Source organism: Vibrio sp. THAF64, assembly GCF_009363455.1.
GTDB lineage: Bacteria > Pseudomonadota > Gammaproteobacteria > Enterobacterales > Vibrionaceae > Vibrio > Vibrio coralliilyticus.
In genome coordinates, this window is the sequence record NZ_CP045355.1 from 2,487,145 (window position 1) to 2,510,665 (window position 23,521).

Genomic DNA, 23,521 nt, shown 5'->3' on the forward strand with positions numbered 1-23,521 from the left:
ATCCACCTAACTTGAAGAGGTATACCAGATGTTAAAACCACTCAACACAATCACTCGCGCTTGTTCTGCCCTTTCGCTTCTTGCAGTTACTATGGGGGCAAACGCTGCAACCACGGAACACACTCATACAAGAGCAAGCGTTATTGAGATTACCGCTCAACAGGGACAAAACACCGCCCTTGCTGACTTCCTTTCGGTTGGTGCACAGCTCGTTCAGGACAACGAACCTGACACACTGTTCTGGTCTGCACTTCAAACCGAAGATAAAAACACCTTTGTGATCTTCGACGCTTTTGGCTCTCAAGCTGCTCAGGATGCGCATTTTGCTGGAAAAATCCCGAAAGCACTGAGTGAAAGTGCTGCAACACTAGTTAAAGGTGGATGGAACGACGGCGTGCTACCTAACATCCACAATGCTGACATTATTGCTTCAAAAGTCGGCAAAAATACGCAGGAAAGTATCAAGATTGCCACTTTTATCCCCTTGAAGGCAAAGCCAGGTCAAGAACAAAAGCTCGCGGAATTACTCAAGCAAGGCGCTCACATCGTAACAACGCAAGAGCCCGGCACAGTCCATTGGTTTGCCATTCATTTTGGCGATGATCGCTTCGGCATCGTAGATTTCTTCGCGGATCAAGCCGGAGTTGATGCGCACTTTAATGGCGGCGTTGCTGCTGCAATGAAACAACATGCCTCAACTCTAGTTGAAGGTGGTTGGGAGCAAGGCGTACTCGCTGGTATCCAAACTTACCAAGTCATTGAGTTGCTCCAGCACTGATCAGCGAGAATATGCCTTCAACAAGCCTGCTGACTGAGCAGGCTTGGTATCACTCTCCAGTCAGCAAGCTTTTCGTAAAACCAGCGTAAACGTCATCCCGCTTGTGGCATTGTTTATCCCAGTCAACCTTCCCTGCATGTCACGGACATTGTTCGCTGCAATCGCTAATCCAAGCCCCAGTCCCTCACCGATTTTTTTGCTGGTGTAGAAAGGCTCAAACATGCGCTCTAGGTTATCTTGTTCCACACCACAGCCGTTATCGATGATTCTGATTTCTACTTCATTCGATGAGCATCTCACCTCAATGTCTAGTCGAGGAAAGTCAGTATTCACCATTGCATCCAGAGCATTGCCAACCAAGTTTCCGAGTACGTGGCGCAACCTAGCCTCTTCGCCAAGCACAATCAGCTTTGCGCTCTCAGTGCGAAGCTCGAAATCCACTTTGTCCAAACGCTCTTGATGAACTTGTAGTACTTCATCCAACGCTTCTTTGAGTGACACAGGCTGTGGAGAATCGAGTCGCTGAAACGCAAACGACTTAAGCTGACGCGTCATCGACGCCATACGTTCAAATAACGTCATTGCCAATGACATATTGTCTTTCAGTAACTCTGTGTCACCTCTTTCAAGCAACAATTGGTTACTCGAAAATAGCGTTCTGAGCCCTGTCAGTGGTTGATTAAGTTCATGCACAATGGCACTGGACATTCTTCCCAGCGCGACCATTTTGCTCGACTCAATCAACTCTTGCTGAGCATTGTCGAGTGCCTTCGTCCGCTCTTCGACTCGCACCTGCAACATCTGGTTTGACTGTTTCAAGGCCATTTCAGCACGTTTTCGTTTGCTGATATCAATCACAGTACACAGGTAATAGCCTCTTTCATGCCAAGGTAAGGCACTGAGTGAGAGCATCACGGGAAAGCAGCTACCGTCGCTGCGCTGGCCTAAAATTTCTACTTCCGTCATTTCAGCCAGATAGGTGTGCTTATCGAAGTTTCTCAGTAGTTCTAACGTGGGTGAATCCGAGTGGCCGCTGTCAAACAACTGCCATACCTTAATTTGACGAGTCATGGAATCTGACAAACTAAAATACTTCTTCGCCATCGGATTAATGTCTCGGATATGACCACTTTCATCAATCAATATCAACCCGACATGGGTTTTACTGAGCATCACATTCAGCCTTTTTTCAGAAGCCTCCACCAGCTTTTGTATACGCTGTTGGCTACGCAGTTTCTGATGTCGTTGATATCTGATCACCATCAGTAGCATGATGATCAAACACCCAACCACAGCACTCGCGCTAATCCAGCGTGTAGTGCGTAACATCGACTGCAAGGGAGTTAGGTACACCAGCCTCCAATTGAGATCATCTAAGGTAACCGACTGAACTAAATATCTTTTTTTCTTTAGCTGCCAGGTTTCAATGCGCGTTCCATCATACAGAGTTCGGTACTCCATCATTTCCCCACTATCGAAGTGCTGATTAAACCAAGTGGATGAAAAGAAAGGGTTACTGGAGAGAAAAAACTGGCTGTCAGGATGGTGCGCCAAAATCGCCTCTCCCTGAGAAAACCATTGATCGATTAGAAGAGTCAGATCTATCTGAACCACGACAATACCAATGATAGTCACGCCATCGTACAGAGGGGCGGCAATAAAATAATCCGAGCTGTTTGGGCTAGTGGCCACATGAGAAATCACGCCACGATGTTGCTGAATTTTAGCCGCGATTTCCTTGGCGCTGTCACCAGCGAGCTGACTAGATTGAACACTAGAAATTTTAAGCGTGCCTTTGTCGGTAAGTACATACCAACCTTTGGTGTTAGCCGCCTTGTCCAGTTGGATCAGTTGCTGCTGAATCTTTCGATAAAGCTGTTGCTCACCGCTTAAAAAACGCACACTCTCTTCATCTTTAGTGACTAAGAAAGGCAAGTAGTCAAAACGACGTAATGTGCGGCGAACTTCTTCGATATAACCGAGAAAACGTTCTTCTGCGTAACGTTGTTTGCTTTCCAGTTTCCACTGCTTAACCACTTCCTCACTCACGACCTGAATCAAGCCTATCAGCAAAAGGGCAACGGCAAACAAGCCATATCGTTGTGGAGCCACCATAGCAATTTCATCCTTTATCACTTATTGAGGCCACACATACTAGGTTTTGACGAATTACACTGCTCGGTTTTAAAACGGACAAACTAGTTGCATAAAGTGAGAGCCAGCTCCTTTCCGCCTGAGGACAATTTCCTTAACGTGACGGAAAAAGACAACGACGTTAGATATGGAACAAGTAACTAAACACTCTATAGCGCTGATCGAGGACGACCCTATCGTTCGCCAGACGACCGCTCAATGGCTGCAACTGGCTGGTTTTGATATCACCACCTTTGACAATGGCCAGGCGGCGCTGGCCGAAATTACTCAGCATAAGTTCATGGCGATCATCAGTGATGTTCGTTTGCCGGGAATCAACGGCTTGGAATTGCAACAGCAGGTGAAGCAGCAAGCTCCGGGCATTCCAGTGATCCTCATTACCGGACATGGTGATGTCGATATGGCGGTCAAAGCTCTTCAGCAAGGTGCCTACGATTTCATCGAGAAACCATTTGAGCCCGAACGCTTAGCGCAAACCGTCAACCAAGCCATCCTGCCTTATATCGAATCTCAGAAGTGGCAATCACGGCAGACTTATCTCCAGAGGCTTGAAGGTATTGAGCAAATATTGATTGGCCGCAGTCAAGTCATGTGCGAGCTGCGTGAGCAGGTGCAGAAAGTCGCCGACATTGACACCAACGTCATCATTTATGGCGACACAGGGTGCGGAAAGGAGCTGGTCGCTTACTGCCTGCATCACTTTAGCGCCCGACAATCTCATCCATTTGTACCGCTCAATTGCGGCGCAATACCAGATAACTTGTTTGAAAGTGAGTTGTTTGGTCATGAAGCCGGGGCTTTTACTGGCGCTGCCAAGCGACACATCGGCAAGATAGAATTTGCCGACAAAGGCACCTTATTCCTTGATGAAATAGAAAGTTTACCCTTAGCAATGCAGGTCAAGCTGTTGCGCGCTCTGCAAGAAAGTACCGTCGAACGTGTGGGCAGTAATCACGCTAAGCAGGTCAACTTGCGCGTCATCTCGGCCGCTAAGTGTGACTTGCTCAATCACTCTGATTTTCGCCCAGATCTATTTTACCGTTTGAATATCGCCCAGCTGCATCTACCTGCCCTGAAAGACCGAGAAGAAGACGCCTTACTGCTGTTTGAACATTTTACTCAGGAAGCCAACCCCAACACGCGACGTGCCAGCCCTGCCGATCAGCAAGCGTTACTCAACTACCCTTGGCCGGGCAATATCCGTGAGCTACGTAATGTCGCGATTCGCTTCGCACTGGATGATTCACTGACTGTTGGTGACATTCTCTCTTGCCGTCCACAGGCTACCACAGCGGGTATCAAGCAAGGTTTACCACTCGCCGTTCAGATGCAGAGCTTCGAGAGAAAAATTCTCCACGACGCGTTGAGGCGCCACCAAGGATGCATCAATGATGTGATGGAAGAGCTGGATTTACCGCGACGAACACTCAACCAAAAGATGGTCAAGTACGCGCTAAACCGAAGCGACTATATCTCCTCTTAGCTTGTTCAGCCGATAGGCAAAAATCCGCTTATCTGAATGTTGCAGGTGTCGGCGCCATTTACCGACTAGCAATAATCGCGCTATTTAGGGGCTGATACGTCATTCGCTGCACTCCCTTCTTGATGAGCCATTTTTTGCTTACGGCAACCGCCACAAATAAGCAACTTAATGCTTATTTAGAGCATAACTTAATAAAAATATCTTTTATTACAATAGCTTAAACTTTGGCATTCTGCTTGCTCTATGTGGTTTTCCAATTTTAATAACATCTAATGATATGGAGCATCATCATGACGTTAAAACAGATCTTCACAGCCACAGCACTTACACTCAGCGCGCTGTCATTTACTCATCCAACTCTCGCTAGCGATCGCAGCTATATTCTCGCGACCGCTTCAACCGGTGGAACTTACTATCCGGTAGGCGTGGCACTGGCAACGTTAAGTAAGGTGAAACTCGCCCCTAAGCAACATTTCTCACTGGCCGCCATCAGCTCTGCAGGTTCCGGAGAAAACATTAAGCTTCTTAATGACAATCAGGCACAATTTGCGATTTTGCAGGGGCTGTATGGCGCTTGGGCATGGCAAGGAGCGGGGCCTTACCAGAAGTCAGGCAGTCAGACTCAATTGCGTTCAGTTTCCATGCTGTGGCAAAACGTGGAACATTTTATTGTGCGTTCAAACTTAGCGCAGACAGGAACCGTAAGTGACCTTGAAAAACTAGAAGGCAAAAAGTTTTCTATTGGTAAGAAAAGCTCAGGTACAGAGAACTCGGGGCGTCAGATACTGCGCAGCCTCTCTATTAATCCGGAAGATTTCAAACTGGCCTTTATGGGCTATGGTGGTAGCGCCAGCGCACTGCAAAACGGCACCATTGATGGTATGAACACACCAGCGGGCGTGCCTGTTGGCGCGGTTACTCAGGCGTTTGCCGCGCTTGGCAGTGACATTCAAATTCTCTCTTTCACCGATGAGCAAATCAAACAGGCAAATCAGGAATATGACATTTGGACAAAATATGAGATACCAGCGAACACCTACCCAGGTGTAGACAAACCCATCACTACAATTGCTCAGCCAAACTTCCTTGCGGTGCGCGACGATATCCCTGAGGAAGACGTTTATCAGCTGACGAAAGCAATCTACGAAAACTTATCCTTCCTGCAAGGTATCCACAAAGCCACCAAAGCGATGGCGTTGGAAAAAGGCACCTCCGGCCTGCCAGTACCACTGCACCCAGGCGCAGCTCGCTATTACCGAGAAATGGGTATCGATCTTCCACCTGAGTTGATTGTGCGTTAAGCCGTTCTGGCCTGCACGCATGGAGTTTGTTATGAAGGATTCACTTCAACAAGAACTGCAAAAGTTTGAACTGCCCACACGTACTGACTTTCCCTTGGTTGGGAAAGTCATCACAACACTCGGCGTAGTTCTCTCTCTCTTACATATCTGGTTTAACACCATAGCGACACTGCCTGAGTTATGGATTTCCGCCATTCACTTTGCTGGTTTCGCCATCATATGTGCACTCTGGTACCCAGCACACGGGTCTCTAAAGAAAAGTCGAGTAGCCCTTATTGCAGATATAGGGCTCGTCATCGCCATTCTTGCTTGTGTCGTCTACCTCCCGTTTGCTGAAGATGCACTCTACGAGCGAGGCATGAGCTTTATCGCTAGCGACTGGTTCTTTTCCGTACTGGCGATCGCCATCGTCATAGAACTCATACGCCGCACCATGGGCTGGTTCATTCCGATCCTGATCTTTGTCTGCCTCAGTTACGTGGTACTGTGGGGGAAATGGACAACCGGTTTATTCCACTTTCCCGGGTTGAGCTTTGAGACTCTGCTCTATCGAAGCTTCTACTCATCAGAGGGAATGTTCGGCCCTATTTCGCGCATAAGCTGGACGTTTGTCTTCATGTTCATTCTGTTTGGCGCCTTTTTGGTCCGCTCTGGCGTTGGTGACTATATTCTTGCCGTAGCAAAAGCAGCCGCTGGAAAAATCATAGGCGGACCCGGTTTTATCGCCGTTATCGGCTCGGGTTTAATGGGTTCGGTATCTGGCTCAAGTGTCGCTAATACAGTTTCCACGGGCGTCATCAGTATCCCTCTGATGCAAAAAGCAGGCTTTCCACCTCGCTTCGCAGCCGGCGTCGAAGCGGCTGCGTCAACCGGAGGACAACTAATGCCACCAGTCATGGGCGCTGGTGCATTTATCATGGCCTCTTACACGCAAATCCCTTATGTCGACATCATCTTAGTGTCTCTGTTACCTGCGTTGATTTACTTTCTCTCTGTGGCTTTCTTCGTGCGGATTGAAGCTAAACGTAGTGGTGTACAAAAGGTGTCGACTGGTGGCGAGTCATTGCTCCGCGTCTTACTATCTGGCTGGCATAACCTGATTCCGTTAGCAGTATTAGTGACTCTGTTGGTGCAAGGATTTACACCTACTTATGCCGCAGGGCTGTCCATTTTGTCGGTTGTGGTCGCATCATGGTTTTCGAAACAACACAGAATGGGCCCACGCGCTATTTTTGAAGCCTTGGCACAAGGCGCAAAAAACATGGCCACCACCGCCGTGCTTTTGGTCGGGATTGGTTTAGTGGTGAATGTCATCAGTACCACAGGCATTGGCAACACCTTCTCACTCATGATTCATCACTGGGCAAACGGACAACTGCTGCTGATGATCCTGTTTGTTGCCCTAGCCTCTTTGATACTGGGAATGGGCTTACCTGTCACCGCGTCTTACATTGTACTAGGCACGCTGTCTGCGCCTGCTCTGTACGAATTGCTGGCAGAGAAACAGCTTCTCGACCTCATGGTGTCCGGTCAACTGCCACAGGAAGCGATGTCTATCTTTATGCTCACCGCACCGGATCAACTCAGCGCACTTGCCGCTCCTATGTCACTGGAAACGGCTCAGCAACTGCTTTCTCAGGTACCTGCTGATTTTATGCAGACATTACTTGAACAAAGTTTGGGGCTGGAAACAGTCAGTCTGGCTTTGCTGTCTGCGCATCTGATCATTTTCTGGTTATCGCAAGACAGCAATGTCACGCCGCCAGTGTGTTTAACAGCCTTTGCCGCCGCGACCATTGCACGCACTCCGCCGATGCGAACCGGCTTTACGGCGTGGAAAATAGCCAAGGGTTTATATTTAGTTCCTCTGCTGATCGCCTACAGTGGTATTGTCAGTTGGGATACGGTGTCAGTACTGGAAGCAGGGGTGTTCGCTATTTTAGGCACTTATGCATTTGTTGGCGCGATGGAAGGTTATCTGGAAGGGAATATCCATCTGGTAATGCGTATCTTACTTGTCGCTATCGGTTTCGCTCTCGTCTGGCCTGAAACTGCTTTGATTGTGCGCTTAGCATGCTGTGCAATATTGATTGCTTTCGTGTGGTACAGCCGAAAACACTATCAACCAGCGCCGTTACAACAGCCTGTTTCCTCTTAGTCGACGGGATGATTAAGTAAAGAGCGCTATACTTCTGAGCGCTGTGATTATCACAGCGCTCTTTCTATTCTCCATGAATCTATTTTTCACAGGTCACTACCGAATAACTCTCTGTTTATTCGTCATATTTGGTCTAAAAACACGCACTCGATCTAGTTTTCCTCTTCAAGTGCTCACAATTAAAGCAATCAGTAAAATTAGGGGTTTACAAGAAAAACCAACCTATATATTATTCGCCTCAACAACGGAGAGATGGCTGAGTGGTTGAAAGCACCGGTCTTGAAAACCGGCATACGTTAATAGCGTATCTAGGGTTCAAATCCCTATCTCTCCGCCACATTCAGTAAAAAGCCGCTAAGCAATTAGCGGCTTTTTTCATTTTTGTTGTTCGGAAACGGAAGTTGTCTAATCACCGAGTTGAGTGCAACCCACTTCTCTATAAAAAGCCCACTCTTATCTGAGCGGACTTTTTACTCTCATGTCGCCTTCTCTCATCGGCAAAATTTCACTCAGCCTATAACTGATTGAGATCTTCCTGATCGCCTTGCGCGTAACTGCCAAGATGAGTAGAAAAGCTCTCGGTCTGAATCAGTTCCAGTACTTTATCTTTAAGCTCTTTCGGATACATACGCTTGTCGTTCAGTTCAGTCAAAGGCACCCATTCCACAGACTGGATGTATTCTTCGTCATTAAGTCCAGCAAGGTTCTCGATATGAGGTTCGCCATGATAACGGGAGACGCGATAGAAGAATTCTGAGTGATAGCGGTTTTTGTGCGATTCAAGAAACTCGCGCACACAAATCAGCTCTCCTGCTTCAATATCCAGCCCAGCCTCCTCTTTGAACTCCCTCACAACACAATCTTTTGAGCTTCTGTCGCCCGCTTCCATGCCACCACCCGGTGGGATCCAATACTCTCCCGTAAAGTCTCTTACTTTCAAAAGCAGCATCGCGTCATTGTCGATGAGTATGCCTGCAGCCCGAATTCTCTGTTCCATTGTTAACCTTTATTGATTGCCATAGGCCTGAAAGGCCGCATTAAGTAACTGCATGTGGATCGGTACCAATTCGCTGTGGTCAGTGCGGTAGCCGCCTCCAACAACACAGCCTATCGGAAGTACGTTCGCTTTTGCCAGCTCAAACATGGCAACGTCTCGTTGGTAAATCGCTTGAGTAGAAACATTGAAGTAACCAAGCTCGTCGTCTTGATGAATATCTACACCCGCATCATAAAGGATCAAATCCGGTTGATGCAGATTAATCGCCATTTCAACAACTGAGGCAAACGAGCTAAGAAACTCTTCATCACTGGTTTCACGTGGTAAAGCCACATCCATATCTGAATCTGGCTTACGTGCAGGAAAGTTTTTATCGCAATGAAAGGATAGCGTCACGATGTCATCCTGATCTGCACATAGCGTTGCAGTCCCATCACCATGGTGGACGTCACTATCAACAATCAGCACTTTTTCGATGCCTTCATGCGTTAGTGCACGTTTCGCCGCCAATACCAAATCATTAAGTAAACAGAACCCACTGCCAAAATCATAATGTGCATGGTGGTATCCGCCACTCAGGTGGATAGCCACACCATGTTCAATCGCTTTTTCAGCCGTCAGGCAAGTTCCACCTGCCGACGTCAACGTGCGTTCAATAAGGCACTCACTCCACGGGAAACCAATACGTCGCATCCGCGCTGCAGGCAGGCCACCAGAAAACAGCTCAGACACGTACTGTTCACAGTGCGTCTTCATCACTTCCTCTGATGTCAAAGCTTGAGGTTCACAGTAGTGGAAAAACGCCTGCCACTGCTCGTCACGAAAGCGCACTTTCTCGATCTCATTGAATAACAGACGATACTTATGGATCGGGTATCGGTGGCCTTGAGGTAACGGCAGCTCTGAATAGATGGAATGATAAATCAGTGGGATCATTGATATCAGTCGATATTTGAGTTTTGAGTATGGTAACAAGTTGCATCACGGTTGCAAAACAACTTAAATAGTAATAATTATCATTTGAGTTATTTAGTCTTATGCATCATCCAAAACTGTTTTTACTGCTAGGAATCATAGTCGGTTCAGTTGGCGCTATATCTTTGTTTTCCCTGATGCTGGTCTCTGCGTGGTGGCTAGTTGATTTTACGTTGACCGCTTAGCAAAATAGCCAAAATACTTTAACAGGGGTTCACCATGAAAACTGTTCTAATCACCGGAGCTAACCGTGGTATCGGGCTGAGCTTAGTCAAAAACTACCATGCTCAAGGCTGGCAGGTTCACGCAACCTATCGCTCAGAGAAAAGCTCGCAAGATCTCCTTGAGCTGGAAGGTGACAACCTGACGTGCCATCCGCTCGACGTGACGGATTATCAAGGGCTGAGTGAGTTCGCCAACGCTCTGCCAGCGCTTGATGTGCTGATCAATAATGCAGGCTGCTATGGGCCAAAAGGCTATGGCTTTGGTAATACCGATATCGACGAGTGGCGCAAAGTGCTTGAAATTAACACCATCGCGCCGCTAAAACTCGTTGAAGCACTCTTTCCCAATCTACAAACAGGTCAGCTTAAAAAGATTGCCTGCCTCTCTTCTAAAGTGGGTAGCATGACGGAAAATACGTCTGGTGGCGGTTATATTTATCGTTCGTCTAAAGCCGCGCTTAACTCAGTAGTGAAGAGCCTGAGTAACGACCTTTCCAGCCAGGGCTTCACCGTTTTAGCGCTTCACCCAGGTTGGGTACAAACTGAAATGGGCGGGCCAAATGCGTTAATTGATACGCAAACATCCGCTGCGGGACTTGTTGAAGTAATCGAGAGCGCCGATATCAGCCGCTCTGGCGAATTTATCAACTACGATGGCACCGCACTTCCTTGGTAATATCAAAATCAACAAAAAGTATCACTATTAACTAATATTAGATTGAATGTGATACTTTTAGATCCATAGAAACAGATTGAGCTCGTTAAACTGACACTAAATCAGACACAAGGAGCTCAACATGAAAGCAATCACATTAGCACTAATGACAGCAGGCTTGATGCTGTCAGGCAACACATTTGCCTTTGATCTAACCAGTCAGGATATTCAGGAAGGTCATCCAATGGAGAAGACCTTCGAGTTTGCTGGCTGGGGATGCTCAGGCGATAATTTGTCGCCGCAGTTAAGCTGGGACAACGCACCAAAGGGCACCAAGAGTTTCGCCATTACGGCTTACGACCCAGATGCGCCGACCGAAAGTGGCTTCTGGCATTGGATTGCACTCGATATTCCTGCGGGCGTCAGTCAGCTACCTAGAGGGGCAGATATCAGCAAGCTGGGTGGCTTAGAAACCCGTATTGACTATGGCACCAAAGGCTTTGGTGGAGCTTGTCCACCCGTGGGTGATGGTATGCATCGTTATCAGTTCACGGTTTGGGCACTACCAAAAGCGAAGCTGGAGTTGGGTGAGGATACACCGGCGGCTGTGGTTGGTTTTACCCTTAATAGCATCGCATTAGCGAAAACGACGCTTACAGCGACCTATACCCGTTAATTGAAGGAGGAGTGATGGCTCACCAATTTCAGATCACTGAGTTTCGTGCCCAGCACTTGCAAGCTTTGAGAAATGTGACGATTCACTCCCCTAGCATCATCCAGATTTTATCCGGCAACAAACGACTGTTCTGGCAGGAAGAGTCTGTCACGCTAACACCTGACTCGCTCATATTGTGCAGCGCAGCTAGCTCATGGAACTTTGCCAATCTTCCACAAAAAGGGCCGTTCCTATCACGAGTGTTTAGCTTCAACTATTTACCTAGTCAGGAAATGCTCGGTTTGAGCGAAAATGCCGCTCACTCATCGAGTCCCTCTTACTGCTTGGTCGATAAACCAATCAGAGACACACTCAATACACTTGCAACAGTTAACTTAAAGGCGATCAGTCCCCGCACTCAACAGTATTGGCTAATGCCGCTTTATCAGCAGTTGGCAGAACAAGGCGCTCTGCATAAGATTTTTAGCTCTTCCCAAGCATCACTGACACAAACTATCACCCAATACCTTTCCATCGCCCCGGCAGATGAGCACTCTCTTGAAGGCGTCGCTGATCATTTTGGTATGAGCCGGGCAACGCTGATCCGAAAGCTGAAGCAGGAAGGCAGTCAATATCGGCAATTATTGGCGCAAGTGCGCCTTAGCCATGCATTGCAATTGATGCAAAAACATCAATATGATGGCTACCAGTTAGCGCAAATGTGCGGTTATCAGTCGGAAGAACGCTTTCGTCAGCGTTTTAGAGAAAGGTTTGGCGTCACGCCAAGAGAGTATCAACGAACTATCGGCAACGAGCATTAACTGCTCTTACGTCTTGTGGTCGCACGTTTCTGACCACCAGCTTTCGCACTGTTTCTCCGCTTACGCTTAAAGGCAGGCCGTTCCACCTTAGGTAGATGACGCAGCGACTCAGGCACTTCGCCGCCTTTGACTTGCTGCATTAAACCGTCAATACGCGTTTGCAATGCCTGCATAAATGGGCTGTAGGCTTGATTACGTTCTGCCATCCCTTGAAGCTGATGCTCCCAATGTGCGGTCATGTCGGGATAAGTCGACTCGGAAGGCAATGCATGCACTAGCCCTCTTCCCGCTGGTGAACTGAGGATTGTTTTGCCCTGTCGTTGCAGCAGTTGGCGCTTAAACAGCGTATCCAAAATCCCTGCGCGAGTCGCTTCGGTACCTAGGCCATCGGTTTCTTTGAGGATTTTTTTCAGCTCTTTGTCTTCAACAAAACGGGCGATGCCTGTCATCGCCTGCAGTAAAGTCGCTTCAGTAAAGTGCTTAGGTGGCTCAGTCTTACGGTCTTTGATCTCGCCTTCGCGACAAGTCAGCACTGTGCCTTCATCAAGCGGCGGAACCGCGTCAACGCCCGTGTCGTCATCATCCACTTTTCCCATCAACGCTTTCCAGCCAGCCGAAACAAGCTGGCGACCTTTAGCAATAAAAGTCCCCCCAGCGATATCAAATACCAGCTTCGCTTCTGCATAAATCGCGGCCGGATAAAACTGCATTAGATACTGGCGAGCAATTTGCTGATAGATTTTTATCTCATTGCCTGACAGCGCATTTACGGAAGCCTTTTTAGGCGTGGGAATGATCGCGTGGTGCGCATCCACTTTTTTATCATTCCATGCTTTGGATTTGAGGCTTAAATCAGCGCCATGAACAGCCTGGCCTAACTCATTACAGTTGTTCGATATCGCATCGCAAACACTTTTGGCCTGTCCATAATGTTCCATCGGCAGGTATCGGCAGTCCGACCTAGGGTAAGTGATGAGCTTGTGCTTTTCATACAAAGATTGGCAGGTATCCAGAACCTGTTGAGCACTCATGCCAAAACGCTTGGCAGCGTCAATCTGTAACGCAGAGAGAGAATAAGGTAACGGAGCCGATTGCTTAGATTGTTTTTGCTCCGACTCGACAACCTTGGCAGGCTGATTCGTGATGCGATTGGCAACGTTCTCGACCAGTTTACGATTGAGAACTCGCCCTTCTTCATCTTGCCAAGGCTTGCATGCTTCGCTCGGTTTCCAACGGGCACGGATATCAAACGCGCTATTTCCGTCCTGATAAGGAATCAAGGCATGCAAGGTAAAATAGTCACGAGGGACGAAGCTCTCGATCTCTTCATCACGACGGACCACCAGCCCAAGCACGGGCGTCTGAACCCTGCCGACTGACAGTACTCCCTGATAGCCTGCTTTTTGCCCCAGTAGCGTATAAGCGCGGGACATATTCATGCCATACAACCAGTCAGCTCGGGAGCGAGCAAGAGCGGAAACCGAAAGAGGAATAAACTCGCGGTTACTGCGCATCTGATTTAGCGCGCGTTTGACCGCTGGTAAGTTGAGGTCGCTAATCAATAAGCGCTGTGTGGCTTCTTTTTTCGTCTTACTGACTTTGCAGTAATCCAACACTTCATCCACCAATAACTGGCCTTCACGATCCGGGTCGCCAGCGTGAATGATTTCAGACGCTTCTTTCAGTAACTTCTTAACTACAGTCAGCTGTTTAGACGCCGACTTGCGAGGACGTAGTTGCCAGTGTTCGGGAACGATTGGTAAATCAGCCAGATTCCATTTTTTGTATCTATCGTCGTAAGCATCCGGTTCTACCTGCTCAAGCAAGTGACCAATGCACCACGTCACCACGTCGCCATTGCCACAACGAATAAAACCCTGATCTTTCTTTTGCGGATTAGGCAACGCCGCAGCGATAGCTCGACCTAAGCTCGGTTTTTCAGCAATGAACAGACGTGACATAAAACTTAATCAGGCAGATACAATAAGGGCCACATTATCGAATGTGGCCCTTAAAAATCAAGAAAAACTGTAAATTTAAACAGTAGTTTCTCTATTATTCTTCGTCTGCACCAGCGCGTTCAGCTGCTTCTTTAATCAGTGGCTGAAGTTCACCTTTCTGGAACATCTCAATAATAATGTCGCAACCGCCAATCAGCTCACCTTCAACCCAAAGTTGTGGGAATGTTGGCCACTGTGCGTATGCAGGTAGCTCAGCACGGATATCCGGGTTTTGTAGGATATCTACATAAGCGAATTTTTCACCACATGCCATTAGTGCTTGTGAAGCCTGAGATGAGAAGCCGCAGCTAGGTAGCTTTGGAGAACCTTTCATGTAAAGAAGGATAGCGTTCTCTTCGATTTGCTGTTTGATTTTGTCGATGGTTTCCATTACTTCCTCTTCATGGAGTTACTGCAAGTTATTGACACATTTTAAACCATTGGCTGAGAATAAAAAGCCTATAATATCTATGGTTTTATAGAAGAAAGAAATTTGTCGAGGCGCTTTTATTAAAGTAAAAACTTGTTAGACTATAACGCAAGTCAGCAGAATGACATGGTTGGCCTGTGGCGAGCCATGAATAATAAATAACACTGGAAGCAATCGAGAGAGTTTAACTCTTTCATATCAATGGAGAATCGAGCAATGGCATTTGAACTACCAGCTCTTCCTTACGCGAAAGACGCGCTAGAACCACATATCTCAGCAGAGACTCTAGATTTCCACCACGGTAAGCACCACAACACTTACGTAGTTAAGCTAAACGGTCTTATCCCAGGTACTGAGTTCGAAGGCAAAACGCTAGAAGAAATCATCAAAACGTCTACTGGCGGCGTATTCAACAACGCAGCACAGATCTGGAACCACACGTTCTACTGGCACTGTCTAGCTCCAAACGCGGGCGGTGAACCAACAGGCGCAGTTGCTGACGCAATCAACGCTGCATTCGGTTCTTTCGAAGAGTTCAAAGCGAAGTTCACTGATTCAGCAATCAACAACTTCGGTTCTTCTTGGACTTGGCTAGTTAAGAAAGCTGACGGTTCTCTAGACATCGTTAACACTTCTAACGCAGCGACTCCTCTAACAGAAGAAGGTACAACTCCACTTCTTACTGTTGACCTATGGGAACACGCTTACTACATCGATTACCGTAACGTTCGTCCAGACTACATGAATGGTTTCTGGGCGCTAGTTAACTGGGACTTCGTAGCAGAAAACCTAGCTAAATAATCCTCCCCTATAGGATTTAAAATTTAGTCGCTTAAAAAGCCAGCACTTAGCTGGCTTTTTTCTTTTCTAGTCAGTCATTTCCCCTAAAGTTCACCTCGATGTTGCCGCTACATAGGCATCAAGCGAGGTAACATGCAAACTCAGATTCACACCTTAGACAAAGCGGGTATTATTAACGAGCTTCAGTTCGGCAAGGGGATTAACCATGCTGTTCACGAAGGACGTCGTGCCGACTTCGCTTTGATTCTATCGATGTTTTCTGATGACGTTCGCGATAACACCCCCATCGAGAAGGTAAACGAGCAGGACGCAACTGACGAAGCTTTGAGGCGCCGATTCGAACTGCAACCTCCCCAGCAAATTCGTTCTGATCAGGACTCCTACCCTATCTCGGCGATGCAAGCCGATATGTTTCATCGAGCAGGTTTACCAAGTGCCAAACTCACTCACTACCTTCACCCTGAAGTTCTGACATACATGCCAGAAGATACTCACGACCTTCCTGAAGAGATTTACAATAATTTATCTGGCCATCAACGCCGCCAGTTAGGCGAAAAAGACGCCAAGGAACTGATACCTATCGATCTCTACAATCAGCTGATCAAAGCCCAGCGAACCTTCCAGATCCAAACGCAAGTTTGAAGATCAGTCGAGATCACACAATCCTGTCTTCGATTTTCCTTTATATTCAATCAATCACTTATAAATGTGAATGAGTGCAAATTATTTACCCTAAGCACAAGATATGCACAAGTTATTTGAGCTTATTCACACTTAAGCAACAACTAATCTACCATGCTATGTGGACAACCTTTTTAGCTATGGACGGAGGCTCACTATATGGATATAAAAAGTGCCGTGATTTTAATCACTTCGGCAGGCTCACAGCTTGGTAGTACGCTCGCTACGCACTTTGCTTCACTGGGTGCCACCGTTGTTCTTTGCGATAAAAGCGCGGCTCAATTGAATGAAACTTTTGTCCGTTGCAAAGCCATTTCACCAGATATATATCAATACGCTTTGCCGGATCATTCAGTGGACTCTATCCACTCTCTTTTCGGATTTATTGATCAATCGGTTCATCAATCACCGGATGTTTTGATCAATGCCTTGACCAGTCAGGCTATGCCCAAGTTTTTTGATGATCGAGCGGGAGATGTCTTTACGCAGCACTTATCACTAATGGCCGCGACATTGTTTAGTTTTGGCCAGGCTACAGCAGAAAAAATGCGTCAGGATAAGAAAAACGGTGTGATTGTGAATGTGATTGCTCACGCGGATTACCATGATTTATCCGGATTTGAAAACGCGACTTCTATGGTTGCCGGATTTACCCAGAGCTGGGCGAAAGAACTGACACCGTTTAATATTCGAGTCGGTGGTGTGGTCCCTTGCTACGAACAAGAAGAAACCCACTGGGCTAAAATCCACGATGAGCTGATCCGCAATACGGAATACATTGTTTCAAACGATTATTTCAGCGGCCGAGTGATGGCCGCCTAAGCTAAAGAGATCGAAGAAGTTTTTCTGATGCTTCTTCGATCAAATCCAACACCAACTCAAACCCCTTATCACCGCCGTAGTAGGGATCCGGAATTTCCTCTTCACACGCTTCTCCAAAGCTAAGAAACAGCCTGAGCTTATCTTGATACTGAGATGGGCATTGCGCTTTCAAGTCAGCTAAATTGTCTCGATCAGCCGCTAAAATCAGGTCAAAGTGCTCAAAGTCGCTATCAACAACTTTGCGAGAACGAATCCCTTTGAATGAGTAACCTCGTTGTTCACCCGCGGCTTTCGAGCGAGGATCTGGTGGGTTACCTTGGTGGTAGCCAATCGTACCCGCGGAATCCACTTCGACATCCACGCCCATTTGCTCTGCTTTCGCACGCAGAATTGCCTCTCCCGTGGGAGAACGGCAAATGTTTCCCATGCATACCACAAGTATTGATGGTTTCTTTATATTATTCATTGCTTTAAACCTATAACGCTGCCAAATCCCGTACTCAATATTCACATAATTTAATATTAAAACACCTTCTCAAGTTATTACCAGTAAAGTGCAGATCTCAAAACTCTATTTTTGCATATATCGAATACCAATCAATTCATGATCCTTTCTGCCCCACTTCACGTAACTTAAGGAAGTAATTCAAGTAGTAAGGCAAGGGTGCGTTAACCAAAAACAAACTTTGGTTGGCACCGTTTGAGAAGAGACATAGGGAAGCCTACGACAATGCATCACGTAACTGTCAGCATTGGCAGCAACATCGACAGAGAGTTTTACGTTTACAAAGCGTTGAACGCACTTGACCAGTTTTTCGCGCCTCTGACCGTATCTAAATCTTACGACTGTGTACCTGTTGGCTTTGAAGGTGACAACTTTCTAAACTTGGTAGTGGGGTTTGAGTGCTCTCAATCCGTAAGTGACCTAGCAACATTACTTAGACAAATCGAAGATGAAAGTGATCGCGTTAGAAGTGGAGAAAAGTTCGCTTCAAGAACACTAGACCTCGACATACTCACTTTCGATGATCTAGTCGGAATCATTGATGGTGTTGAGCTCCCACGAGGTGAAATCACCGAAAACGCGTTTGTGCTTCGCCCGCTAGCAGACATTATTCCAAACGAAACTCATCCACTAACAACAAAGACATACGAGCAACTTTGGAGTGAATACGACAAAAGCAGTCAGCATGTCACTGTGACCGATTTTACATGGCCTTAATCTGCTCATCCTTCCTATCTCAATCAGTCTTCCCTCTTACCGCTATATGCAAATTGATCTCAGTAAGCGGCTATTACGTAAAGGTTGTTACGGTCCTAAACTAGGAAAATATGATGAATCACAACGCAATAATAACAATTACTAACCTCAGACTTCGTACCTACATCGGTTTCAACGAAGAGGAAAAAAAGAAGCAGCAAGACATCATTATCAACGCAGAAATCCACTACCCAGCGAATAAACTTTGTTTAGAAGACAACATTGATAATGCCTTGAATTACAAAACCATCTGTAAAGGAATCATTAACCATGTCGAAAATGGCAGGTTCTTACTGTTAGAAAAACTCACCAGCGACGTTCTCGGCATCTGTATCGATCATCCTTGGGTCTATTATGCTCAAGTTAAGATTGATAAACCTCATGCTCTGAGATTTGCAGACTCTGTTTCTCTCACTTTGAACTACACGGCAGAAACAGGAGACAAGGCATGATTTCACCAGAAGCTCAAAAAGTACAAGAAGCATTAATCGCACGTGGATTGGAAACGCCACTCGTTCCCTCTGAAATGACGGCAGATGAGAAATATCAACGTATTCGAGGTCTACTCACCGAAGTCATTAGCACATTAGGACTGGATCTTACCGACGATAGCTTGGCTGAAACACCTCATCGTATTTCAAAAATGTACGTGCATGAGATTTTCTCTGGTCTGGATTACCAGAACTTTCCAAAAATCAGTGTGATTGAAAACAAAATGGCCGTTGATGAAATGGTCAAAGTATCGGATGTGAACATCACGTCGACCTGTGAGCATCACTTCATCACTATTGATGGCCTAGCTCAAGTCGCTTACATTCCGTCGAACAAAATCATTGGTTTGTCGAAAATAAATCGCATTGTACGCTTCTTTGCACAGCGACCACAGGTACAGGAGCGCCTCACTCAACAAATCTTAGTGGCGATTCAAACCCTGACGGAAACTGAAAATGTCGCAGTGTCTATAAAAGCCACTCACTACTGCGTTAAATCTCGAGGTGTCATGGATACTAGCTCAGAGACATCGACTACTGCACTGGGTGGCATCTTCAAAACCAACCCTCAGACCCGCGCGGAGTTTCTAGGATGAAAGGAGCGGTGGTAATAACAGGTGTTGGTAAAAGACTGGGATTAGCATTGGCGAAAGATTTTCTCGCTCAAGATTATAGAGTGATCGGTACTTATCGCACCAAATACCCAGAGCTTGAAGCTTTACAGGCACAAGGAGCTGACTTGCATCAAGTTGATTTCTATCAGCCTACAAGCCTCGATGCTTTTATCCAATACCTCAATCTTGAGTACTCTGAGCTGCGGGCAGTTATTCATAATGCTTCAGACTGGAGCCCAGATGAACCTGCAGGGTCCAACAATCACGCTCAGGTGTTGCAAAAAATGATGGCGGTTCATGTGAGCGCACCATACCAGATGAACTTGGTACTACAAAGATTGCTCTCCAAGGGCTCTGGCACCAGCGATATTATTCACATCAGTGACTATGTTGCTGAAAAAGGCAGTAGAAAGCATGCAGCCTATGCAGCCAGTAAGGCTGCGCTTAACAATCTTACGCTCTCGTTCTCGGCTATGTTAGCGCCAAAGGTTAAAGTGAACACTGTTTCACCAGCCCTTCTTAAGTTTAATGAGCATGATAATGATGCGTACAAGCAAAAGGCTCTGACCAAAGCGCTTATACCTCATGAAGCAGGTTTTGAAGAAGTGATAGAAGCGATTCGGTTTATCATGTCTAGCGAATACATGACTGGCAGGAACATCTATCTCGATGGTGGTAGGCACTTAAAATGACACAATGATTGCTGGTATTTACCAGCAATTTTTTTGGTTATGATAAGGCCAAACACACTTAAGGAAGCATTCATGCCTGATCAAAATTCAAAGCAAGAACGTCATCAAGCGCGTCAGCAAAAAGTGAAAGAGCAAATCGACGCTAAAATTGCTGCTGCTCAAGAAGAAAAAGGACTGCTACTGGTTATCACTGGTAACGGTAAAGGTAAATCCACTTCAGGATTTGGCACTATCGCCCGCGCTGTTGGCCATGGCTTCAAATGTTCAGTCGCCCAGTTCATTAAAGGAACGTGGGACAACGGTGAGCGTAACTTGCTAGAAAAACTCGGAGTAGAATTCCAAGTCATGGCGACGGGCTTTACTTGGGAAACTCAGAATAAAGCCACCGACACCGAAGCCGCGCAGAAAGTTTGGCAAGAATGTAAGCGAATGTTGAGCGATGAGTCTATCGACGTGATTCTGTTTGATGAATTAACCTACATGGTCAGCTACGGCTACATTGAACTTAATGAAGTCGTCGAAGCATTGAACAACCGGCCAAAGATGCAATCTGTTGTCATCACAGGTCGCGGCGCGCATCGTACGTTGATCGAAATGGCCGATACTGTTTCAGAAGTGAAAAACGTCAAGCATGCTTTTGAATCTGGAGTGAAAGCACTCAAGGGTGTTGATTGGTAGTCTAGGCTGCCCACTATCATTACAAACAACAACACGAATGACAGCACTGACAATGACTATCGCTCAGTGCTTTGACCCTGTAAGTTCTTTCTCTTGATATTACATGGATTGCCCGCCGCCAGACAGTAGGAAGGGATGCTTTTCGTGACAACACTACCTGCTCCGATAACTGCCCCATCACCAATATGGACGCCAGGTAAAATAATGCACCCGTATCCAACCCAGACGTCGTTACCTATCGTAACAGGCTTGGCTTCTAGGCTATCTAGCTCATTCGCGTGACCTCGATTAGCCAAAGAATGACCACTGCAATCCATAATGACTACATTAGGGCCAAAAATGACATTGTTCCCTATCTTTATCTCTTGATAAGAACAGATAGAAGTACCTTGGAGAACACAGCTGTTCCCGATTTCAATTTTTCCAAATGGACGGTTTTTAATAGATACACTAGTTAACTTTGTTATTCCCGAAGGAAATGCAGGAAGATGAGTGGACTCAATATAACAGCTAGAACCGATACAAATAACTTCATTGGTTTTGGGGTGGTTACCAAAACTATCTGTTCCAACTTTAGTTAGCGTCACTGATGGACAGCCCGAAAATGTCACCCAATTATCTACACCACAGTACTCCCCAAACTGTTGCATCAATTCAGTCCCTGACAATCCAGAATGCTTATCCGGACACAGTATGCGTTCAGAGTGATACATTTGAACCCTCCTGCCTAAAATTATTAGGTATCTCCTGGACTACCCCTCCGTCCATAAGTAAAACTCGATCGGCCGATGCTATGGTTTCTGGGCGATGAGCGATCATCAGGATGGGAATATTAATTTCTTTAAACATCTGACAGACAAACGACTCGGTATAGATGTCTAAACTACTTGTGGCTTCATCCAACACCAAAAATTTAGGTTTCTTGTACAAAGCTCGCGCGATAAGGATTCTTTGCTTTTGACCTCCGGAGAGACTGGAGCCCATTTCACCAACCAGTGTGTGATACCCCATATTTAGACGTTCAATATCATCATGAACACCTGCCCTTCGAGCACACTCAACGAGCCACTCTTCATCTAGATCGCCTGAAAAGAACGTAATATTCTCGATAATCGAACCACTAAATAGCTGATCTTCTTGTAATACTGCTCCGACTTGAGCTCTAAGTGATTTAGAAGCTGTCGATCTATTACCAAAATAGCAAATGTCTCCAGATGTGACTGAGTATATGCCTAATAGAAGCTTAGAGATCGTAGATTTACCGCAACCAGATGGCCCGACTAACGCAACAATTTCGTCGTTTTTGATACTAAAGCTAGCACCACTAAGAATAGGGGGCAGGTCTTTCCCATAGGAAAAGTATACATCGTCGAACTCGATGGCACTCTCATTCTGGTCATTAATCACACTAGGTAGTTCCGTAACATCTGGAGCGCTATCTGTTTCCTTTTCCGTTAAGACAATGTCTGCAAGACGCTCGTTATACACGGATAACATCTTAAACTCGAAATACTTATCTATTAGGGAGCTAATGCTGGCCGAAAAGCGCCCTTGATAAGACAGGAACGCCATTAACATACCGATAGTAAAGAGTCCATCTAACACCAAATTCGCACCAAACCAAAGAACACTCGCAGATACAAGGCTAACAATGCTCACATTCATTGTGTTGTAGATCATTCCTAGCTTTTGCTCGTATAGCTGCGCATTTCTGCGATTAATGTTAAGGTTTCTCCAGGACGACTCTCGCCAAGGTAGCGTCCCATTTACTCGCAAACTTAATACACCGCGAACAGTCTCAATGAAATAGCTTTCTTCTTGAGTACTAGCTTCCCAAGTATTTTCTTCAGCGCGTTTAAACGCACCAAACCATGCCAACCTGAGAGCGATGTAGCCCAATGCAGCAGCGATGGCAATGAATGAGAGTTGAGGACTATAAACCAACATAACCGACAGCGTGCCAACGACTAATACTAAGTCGAGTAGAGCTTGAATTACACTGGTTGTTAACGTCTGCTGAATGACATTTACAGCAGAAAATTTAGCATTAATACTCCCTATATCCCTTTTTTCAAACCAATCTATCGGTAATCGGAACAAATGATGGAAAACATTTGCAGCCCACTGCATATTAAAATTTACTGAAAGCTTGATTGTCGCCCATTGCTGGGCGAGACCGATTAAGGTTTGAGTCGCCATTATCATAAGGATGGATCCAATGACGAGTACAAGGAGATTTTTGTCATACCCAACCAACACTTCATCAATCACGATTTGATTGAAGATAGGTAACGTAAGGGCTAATACCTCCAATACCAATGCAAAAACAAAAATTCGTCCTAGTGCCCCTTTTAGGCCAACTGTTTTACCAATAAGGGTTGATAGCCGAACGGCTTTGCTTTCGACTTTTTCTTCAAAGTCATGAGTGGGTGTTAACTCTAGAGCAATACCTGTAAAATGTTTGTTCACCTCATCATAACTCAGTGTCAATGCTCCATTTGCAGGATCATGAATTTCAATTCTCCTCCCACTCACTTTCTTTAACACAACAAAATGATTTAGATTCCAGTGCAAAATACAAGGTGTGGCTAACTGTTCTAATTCATGCAGGTCCAAGCGCACCGCTCGGCCAGAAAGCTTGAGAAGAGAAGCACATTCAATTAGCCGGGCAAACGACATCCCATGCTGGGTAATGCCACATTTTACCCTCAGTGACCTAAGATCGGTTTTGTAACCATACCAATCGGCAACCATCGCCAAACAAGCAACACCACATTCCGCCTTTTCAGTCTGTCGGATCAATGGGAGTTTCTTTCCCCACCCCCAATCTATTAGACCATCTGCATGCAT

23 protein-coding genes and 1 tRNA gene are annotated in these 23,521 nt (G+C 46.2%); 16 read left to right on the forward strand and 8 right to left on the reverse strand.

The genetic code is table 11. The annotated features are described in order from the left end of the window. Positions 1-28: 28 nt before the first annotated feature. Positions 29-778 carry a putative quinol monooxygenase gene (locus tag FIU99_RS11390; RefSeq protein ID WP_006962967.1) on the forward strand — a complete coding sequence of 250 codons (750 nt, stop codon included), beginning with the start codon at positions 29-31 and terminating at the stop codon, positions 776-778. A gap of 60 nt (positions 779-838) precedes the next feature. Here FIU99_RS11390 and FIU99_RS11395 read toward each other — a convergent pair whose 3' ends face one another. Next, on the reverse strand, positions 839-2,893 hold the full coding sequence (locus tag FIU99_RS11395) for an ATP-binding protein (RefSeq protein ID WP_006962968.1): 2,055 nt from the start codon (positions 2,891-2,893) through the stop codon (positions 839-841). A 166-nt stretch (positions 2,894-3,059) separates the two neighbouring features. On the opposite strand from FIU99_RS11395, the gene FIU99_RS11400 reads away from it, so the two are divergent. The 4 genes from FIU99_RS11400 (at position 3,060) to FIU99_RS11415 (ending at position 8,211) form a co-directional block, all read left to right on the forward strand. Next, the gene (locus FIU99_RS11400; protein ID WP_152472279.1) at positions 3,060-4,415 is read left to right on the forward strand and encodes a sigma-54 dependent transcriptional regulator; all 1,356 of its coding nucleotides are present in this window, start codon (positions 3,060-3,062) and stop codon (positions 4,413-4,415) included. A gap of 290 nt (positions 4,416-4,705) precedes the next feature. Then, entirely contained in the window at positions 4,706-5,716 is a 1,011-nt protein-coding gene (locus tag FIU99_RS11405) for a TAXI family TRAP transporter solute-binding subunit (protein ID WP_006962970.1), read from the forward strand. A 31-nt stretch (positions 5,717-5,747) separates the two neighbouring features. Then, positions 5,748-7,874, forward strand: a complete 2,127-nt coding sequence (locus tag FIU99_RS11410; RefSeq protein ID WP_006962971.1) for a TRAP transporter permease — start codon at positions 5,748-5,750, stop codon at positions 7,872-7,874. A gap of 246 nt (positions 7,875-8,120) precedes the next feature. Further along, positions 8,121-8,211: transfer RNA gene (locus FIU99_RS11415), tRNA-Ser, on the forward strand. A gap of 177 nt (positions 8,212-8,388) precedes the next feature. On the opposite strand, the gene FIU99_RS11420 is transcribed toward FIU99_RS11415, so the two are convergent. Further along, positions 8,389-8,871 (reverse strand): NUDIX domain-containing protein, encoded by a 483-nt coding sequence (locus tag FIU99_RS11420; RefSeq protein WP_006962972.1) that lies wholly within the window; start codon positions 8,869-8,871, stop codon positions 8,389-8,391. A gap of 9 nt (positions 8,872-8,880) precedes the next feature. Beyond that, positions 8,881-9,807 carry a histone deacetylase gene (locus tag FIU99_RS11425; protein WP_006962973.1) on the reverse strand — a complete coding sequence of 309 codons (927 nt, stop codon included), beginning with the start codon at positions 9,805-9,807 and terminating at the stop codon, positions 8,881-8,883. 258 nt (positions 9,808-10,065) lie between these two features. Between FIU99_RS11425 and FIU99_RS11430 the strand changes: the two genes are divergently transcribed. The 3 genes from FIU99_RS11430 to FIU99_RS11440 all read left to right on the forward strand — a co-directional run bounded on the left by FIU99_RS11430 (position 10,066) and on the right by FIU99_RS11440 (position 12,201). Next, entirely contained in the window at positions 10,066-10,746 is a 681-nt protein-coding gene (locus FIU99_RS11430) for an SDR family oxidoreductase (RefSeq protein WP_152472280.1), read from the forward strand. Between the two features lie 121 nt (positions 10,747-10,867). After that, entirely contained in the window at positions 10,868-11,401 is a 534-nt protein-coding gene (locus FIU99_RS11435; protein ID WP_006962975.1) for a YbhB/YbcL family Raf kinase inhibitor-like protein, read from the forward strand. A 14-nt stretch (positions 11,402-11,415) separates the two neighbouring features. After that, the gene (locus FIU99_RS11440) at positions 11,416-12,201 is read left to right on the forward strand and encodes a helix-turn-helix domain-containing protein (RefSeq protein WP_006962976.1); all 786 of its coding nucleotides are present in this window, start codon (positions 11,416-11,418) and stop codon (positions 12,199-12,201) included. Here the strand turns inward: FIU99_RS11440 and FIU99_RS11445 are convergent. Further along, entirely contained in the window at positions 12,198-14,162 is a 1,965-nt protein-coding gene (locus tag FIU99_RS11445) for a DNA topoisomerase III (RefSeq protein ID WP_006962977.1), read from the reverse strand. The genes FIU99_RS11440 and FIU99_RS11445 overlap by 4 nt on opposite strands. A gap of 94 nt (positions 14,163-14,256) precedes the next feature. Then, positions 14,257-14,592: a Grx4 family monothiol glutaredoxin gene (locus FIU99_RS11450; RefSeq protein ID WP_006962978.1), complete on the reverse strand. Its 336-nt coding sequence runs from the start codon at positions 14,590-14,592 to the stop codon at positions 14,257-14,259. Between the two features lie 255 nt (positions 14,593-14,847). Here FIU99_RS11450 and sodB point away from each other — a divergent pair, with 255 nt between their 5' ends. The 3 genes from sodB (at position 14,848) to FIU99_RS11465 (ending at position 16,935) form a co-directional block, all read left to right on the forward strand. Continuing rightward, positions 14,848-15,432, forward strand: a complete 585-nt coding sequence (sodB, locus tag FIU99_RS11455; RefSeq protein WP_006962979.1) for a superoxide dismutase [Fe] — start codon at positions 14,848-14,850, stop codon at positions 15,430-15,432. Positions 15,433-15,564: 132 nt separating this feature from the next. After that, entirely contained in the window at positions 15,565-16,074 is a 510-nt protein-coding gene (locus tag FIU99_RS11460; RefSeq protein WP_006962980.1) for a VC2046/SO_2500 family protein, read from the forward strand. 198 nt (positions 16,075-16,272) lie between these two features. After that, positions 16,273-16,935: an SDR family oxidoreductase gene (locus FIU99_RS11465; RefSeq protein ID WP_006962981.1), complete on the forward strand. Its 663-nt coding sequence runs from the start codon at positions 16,273-16,275 to the stop codon at positions 16,933-16,935. Between the two features lies 1 nt (position 16,936). On the opposite strand, the gene FIU99_RS11470 is transcribed toward FIU99_RS11465, so the two are convergent. Next, entirely contained in the window at positions 16,937-17,392 is a 456-nt protein-coding gene (locus tag FIU99_RS11470) for a low molecular weight protein-tyrosine-phosphatase (protein ID WP_172974074.1), read from the reverse strand. Positions 17,393-17,665: 273 nt separating this feature from the next. Here FIU99_RS11470 and folK point away from each other — a divergent pair, with 273 nt between their 5' ends. The 5 genes from folK (at position 17,666) to cobO (ending at position 20,671) form a co-directional block, all read left to right on the forward strand. Further along, positions 17,666-18,157, forward strand: coding sequence for a 2-amino-4-hydroxy-6-hydroxymethyldihydropteridine diphosphokinase (gene folK, locus FIU99_RS11475; protein WP_006962983.1), 492 nt, complete (start codon positions 17,666-17,668; stop codon positions 18,155-18,157). A 113-nt stretch (positions 18,158-18,270) separates the two neighbouring features. Then, complete coding sequence (folX, locus tag FIU99_RS11480; protein WP_006962984.1) at positions 18,271-18,648, forward strand: dihydroneopterin triphosphate 2'-epimerase; 378 nt, start codon at positions 18,271-18,273, stop codon at positions 18,646-18,648. Then, entirely contained in the window at positions 18,645-19,283 is a 639-nt protein-coding gene (gene folE / locus FIU99_RS11485) for a GTP cyclohydrolase I FolE (protein WP_006962985.1), read from the forward strand. Before folX ends, folE begins: the two co-directional genes overlap by 4 nt. After that, positions 19,280-19,993: a dihydromonapterin reductase gene (gene folM, locus FIU99_RS11490; protein WP_006962986.1), complete on the forward strand. Its 714-nt coding sequence runs from the start codon at positions 19,280-19,282 to the stop codon at positions 19,991-19,993. Before folE ends, folM begins: the two co-directional genes overlap by 4 nt. Before the next feature lie 72 nt (positions 19,994-20,065). Next, positions 20,066-20,671, forward strand: coding sequence for a cob(I)yrinic acid a,c-diamide adenosyltransferase (cobO, locus tag FIU99_RS11495; RefSeq protein ID WP_006962987.1), 606 nt, complete (start codon positions 20,066-20,068; stop codon positions 20,669-20,671). Positions 20,672-20,727: 56 nt separating this feature from the next. On the opposite strand, the gene FIU99_RS11500 is transcribed toward cobO, so the two are convergent. Together FIU99_RS11500 and FIU99_RS11505 are read right to left on the reverse strand one after the other, a co-directional pair. Then, positions 20,728-21,384: a DapH/DapD/GlmU-related protein gene (locus FIU99_RS11500; protein ID WP_006962988.1), complete on the reverse strand. Its 657-nt coding sequence runs from the start codon at positions 21,382-21,384 to the stop codon at positions 20,728-20,730. Next, entirely contained in the window at positions 21,371-23,521 is a 2,151-nt protein-coding gene (locus tag FIU99_RS11505) for a peptidase domain-containing ABC transporter (protein ID WP_152472400.1), read from the reverse strand. Before FIU99_RS11505 ends, FIU99_RS11500 begins: the two co-directional genes overlap by 14 nt.

What these genes read in the sequence shown, in the direction of transcription:
- FIU99_RS11390 (WP_006962967.1), top strand. Translation starts at nt 29, where the DNA reads ATGTTAAAACCACTCAACACAATCACTCGCGCTTGTTCTGCCCTTTCG.
- FIU99_RS11395 (WP_006962968.1), bottom strand. Translation starts at nt 2,893, where the DNA reads ATGGTGGCTCCACAACGATATGGCTTGTTTGCCGTTGCCCTTTTGCTG.
- FIU99_RS11400 (WP_152472279.1), top strand. Translation starts at nt 3,060, where the DNA reads ATGGAACAAGTAACTAAACACTCTATAGCGCTGATCGAGGACGACCCT.
- FIU99_RS11405 (WP_006962970.1), top strand. Translation starts at nt 4,706, where the DNA reads ATGACGTTAAAACAGATCTTCACAGCCACAGCACTTACACTCAGCGCG.
- FIU99_RS11410 (WP_006962971.1), top strand. Translation starts at nt 5,748, where the DNA reads ATGAAGGATTCACTTCAACAAGAACTGCAAAAGTTTGAACTGCCCACA.
- FIU99_RS11420 (WP_006962972.1), bottom strand. Translation starts at nt 8,871, where the DNA reads ATGGAACAGAGAATTCGGGCTGCAGGCATACTCATCGACAATGACGCG.
- FIU99_RS11425 (WP_006962973.1), bottom strand. Translation starts at nt 9,807, where the DNA reads ATGATCCCACTGATTTATCATTCCATCTATTCAGAGCTGCCGTTACCT.
- FIU99_RS11430 (WP_152472280.1), top strand. Translation starts at nt 10,066, where the DNA reads ATGAAAACTGTTCTAATCACCGGAGCTAACCGTGGTATCGGGCTGAGC.
- FIU99_RS11435 (WP_006962975.1), top strand. Translation starts at nt 10,868, where the DNA reads ATGAAAGCAATCACATTAGCACTAATGACAGCAGGCTTGATGCTGTCA.
- FIU99_RS11440 (WP_006962976.1), top strand. Translation starts at nt 11,416, where the DNA reads ATGGCTCACCAATTTCAGATCACTGAGTTTCGTGCCCAGCACTTGCAA.
- FIU99_RS11445 (WP_006962977.1), bottom strand. Translation starts at nt 14,162, where the DNA reads ATGTCACGTCTGTTCATTGCTGAAAAACCGAGCTTAGGTCGAGCTATC.
- FIU99_RS11450 (WP_006962978.1), bottom strand. Translation starts at nt 14,592, where the DNA reads ATGGAAACCATCGACAAAATCAAACAGCAAATCGAAGAGAACGCTATC.
- sodB (WP_006962979.1), top strand. Translation starts at nt 14,848, where the DNA reads ATGGCATTTGAACTACCAGCTCTTCCTTACGCGAAAGACGCGCTAGAA.
- FIU99_RS11460 (WP_006962980.1), top strand. Translation starts at nt 15,565, where the DNA reads ATGCAAACTCAGATTCACACCTTAGACAAAGCGGGTATTATTAACGAG.
- FIU99_RS11465 (WP_006962981.1), top strand. Translation starts at nt 16,273, where the DNA reads ATGGATATAAAAAGTGCCGTGATTTTAATCACTTCGGCAGGCTCACAG.
- folK (WP_006962983.1), top strand. Translation starts at nt 17,666, where the DNA reads ATGCATCACGTAACTGTCAGCATTGGCAGCAACATCGACAGAGAGTTT.
- folX (WP_006962984.1), top strand. Translation starts at nt 18,271, where the DNA reads ATGAATCACAACGCAATAATAACAATTACTAACCTCAGACTTCGTACC.
- folE (WP_006962985.1), top strand. Translation starts at nt 18,645, where the DNA reads ATGATTTCACCAGAAGCTCAAAAAGTACAAGAAGCATTAATCGCACGT.
- folM (WP_006962986.1), top strand. Translation starts at nt 19,280, where the DNA reads ATGAAAGGAGCGGTGGTAATAACAGGTGTTGGTAAAAGACTGGGATTA.
- cobO (WP_006962987.1), top strand. Translation starts at nt 20,066, where the DNA reads ATGCCTGATCAAAATTCAAAGCAAGAACGTCATCAAGCGCGTCAGCAA.
- FIU99_RS11500 (WP_006962988.1), bottom strand. Translation starts at nt 21,384, where the DNA reads ATGTATCACTCTGAACGCATACTGTGTCCGGATAAGCATTCTGGATTG.
- FIU99_RS11505 (WP_152472400.1), bottom strand. Translation starts at nt 23,521, where the DNA reads ATGCATGCAGATGGTCTAATAGATTGGGGGTGGGGAAAGAAACTCCCA.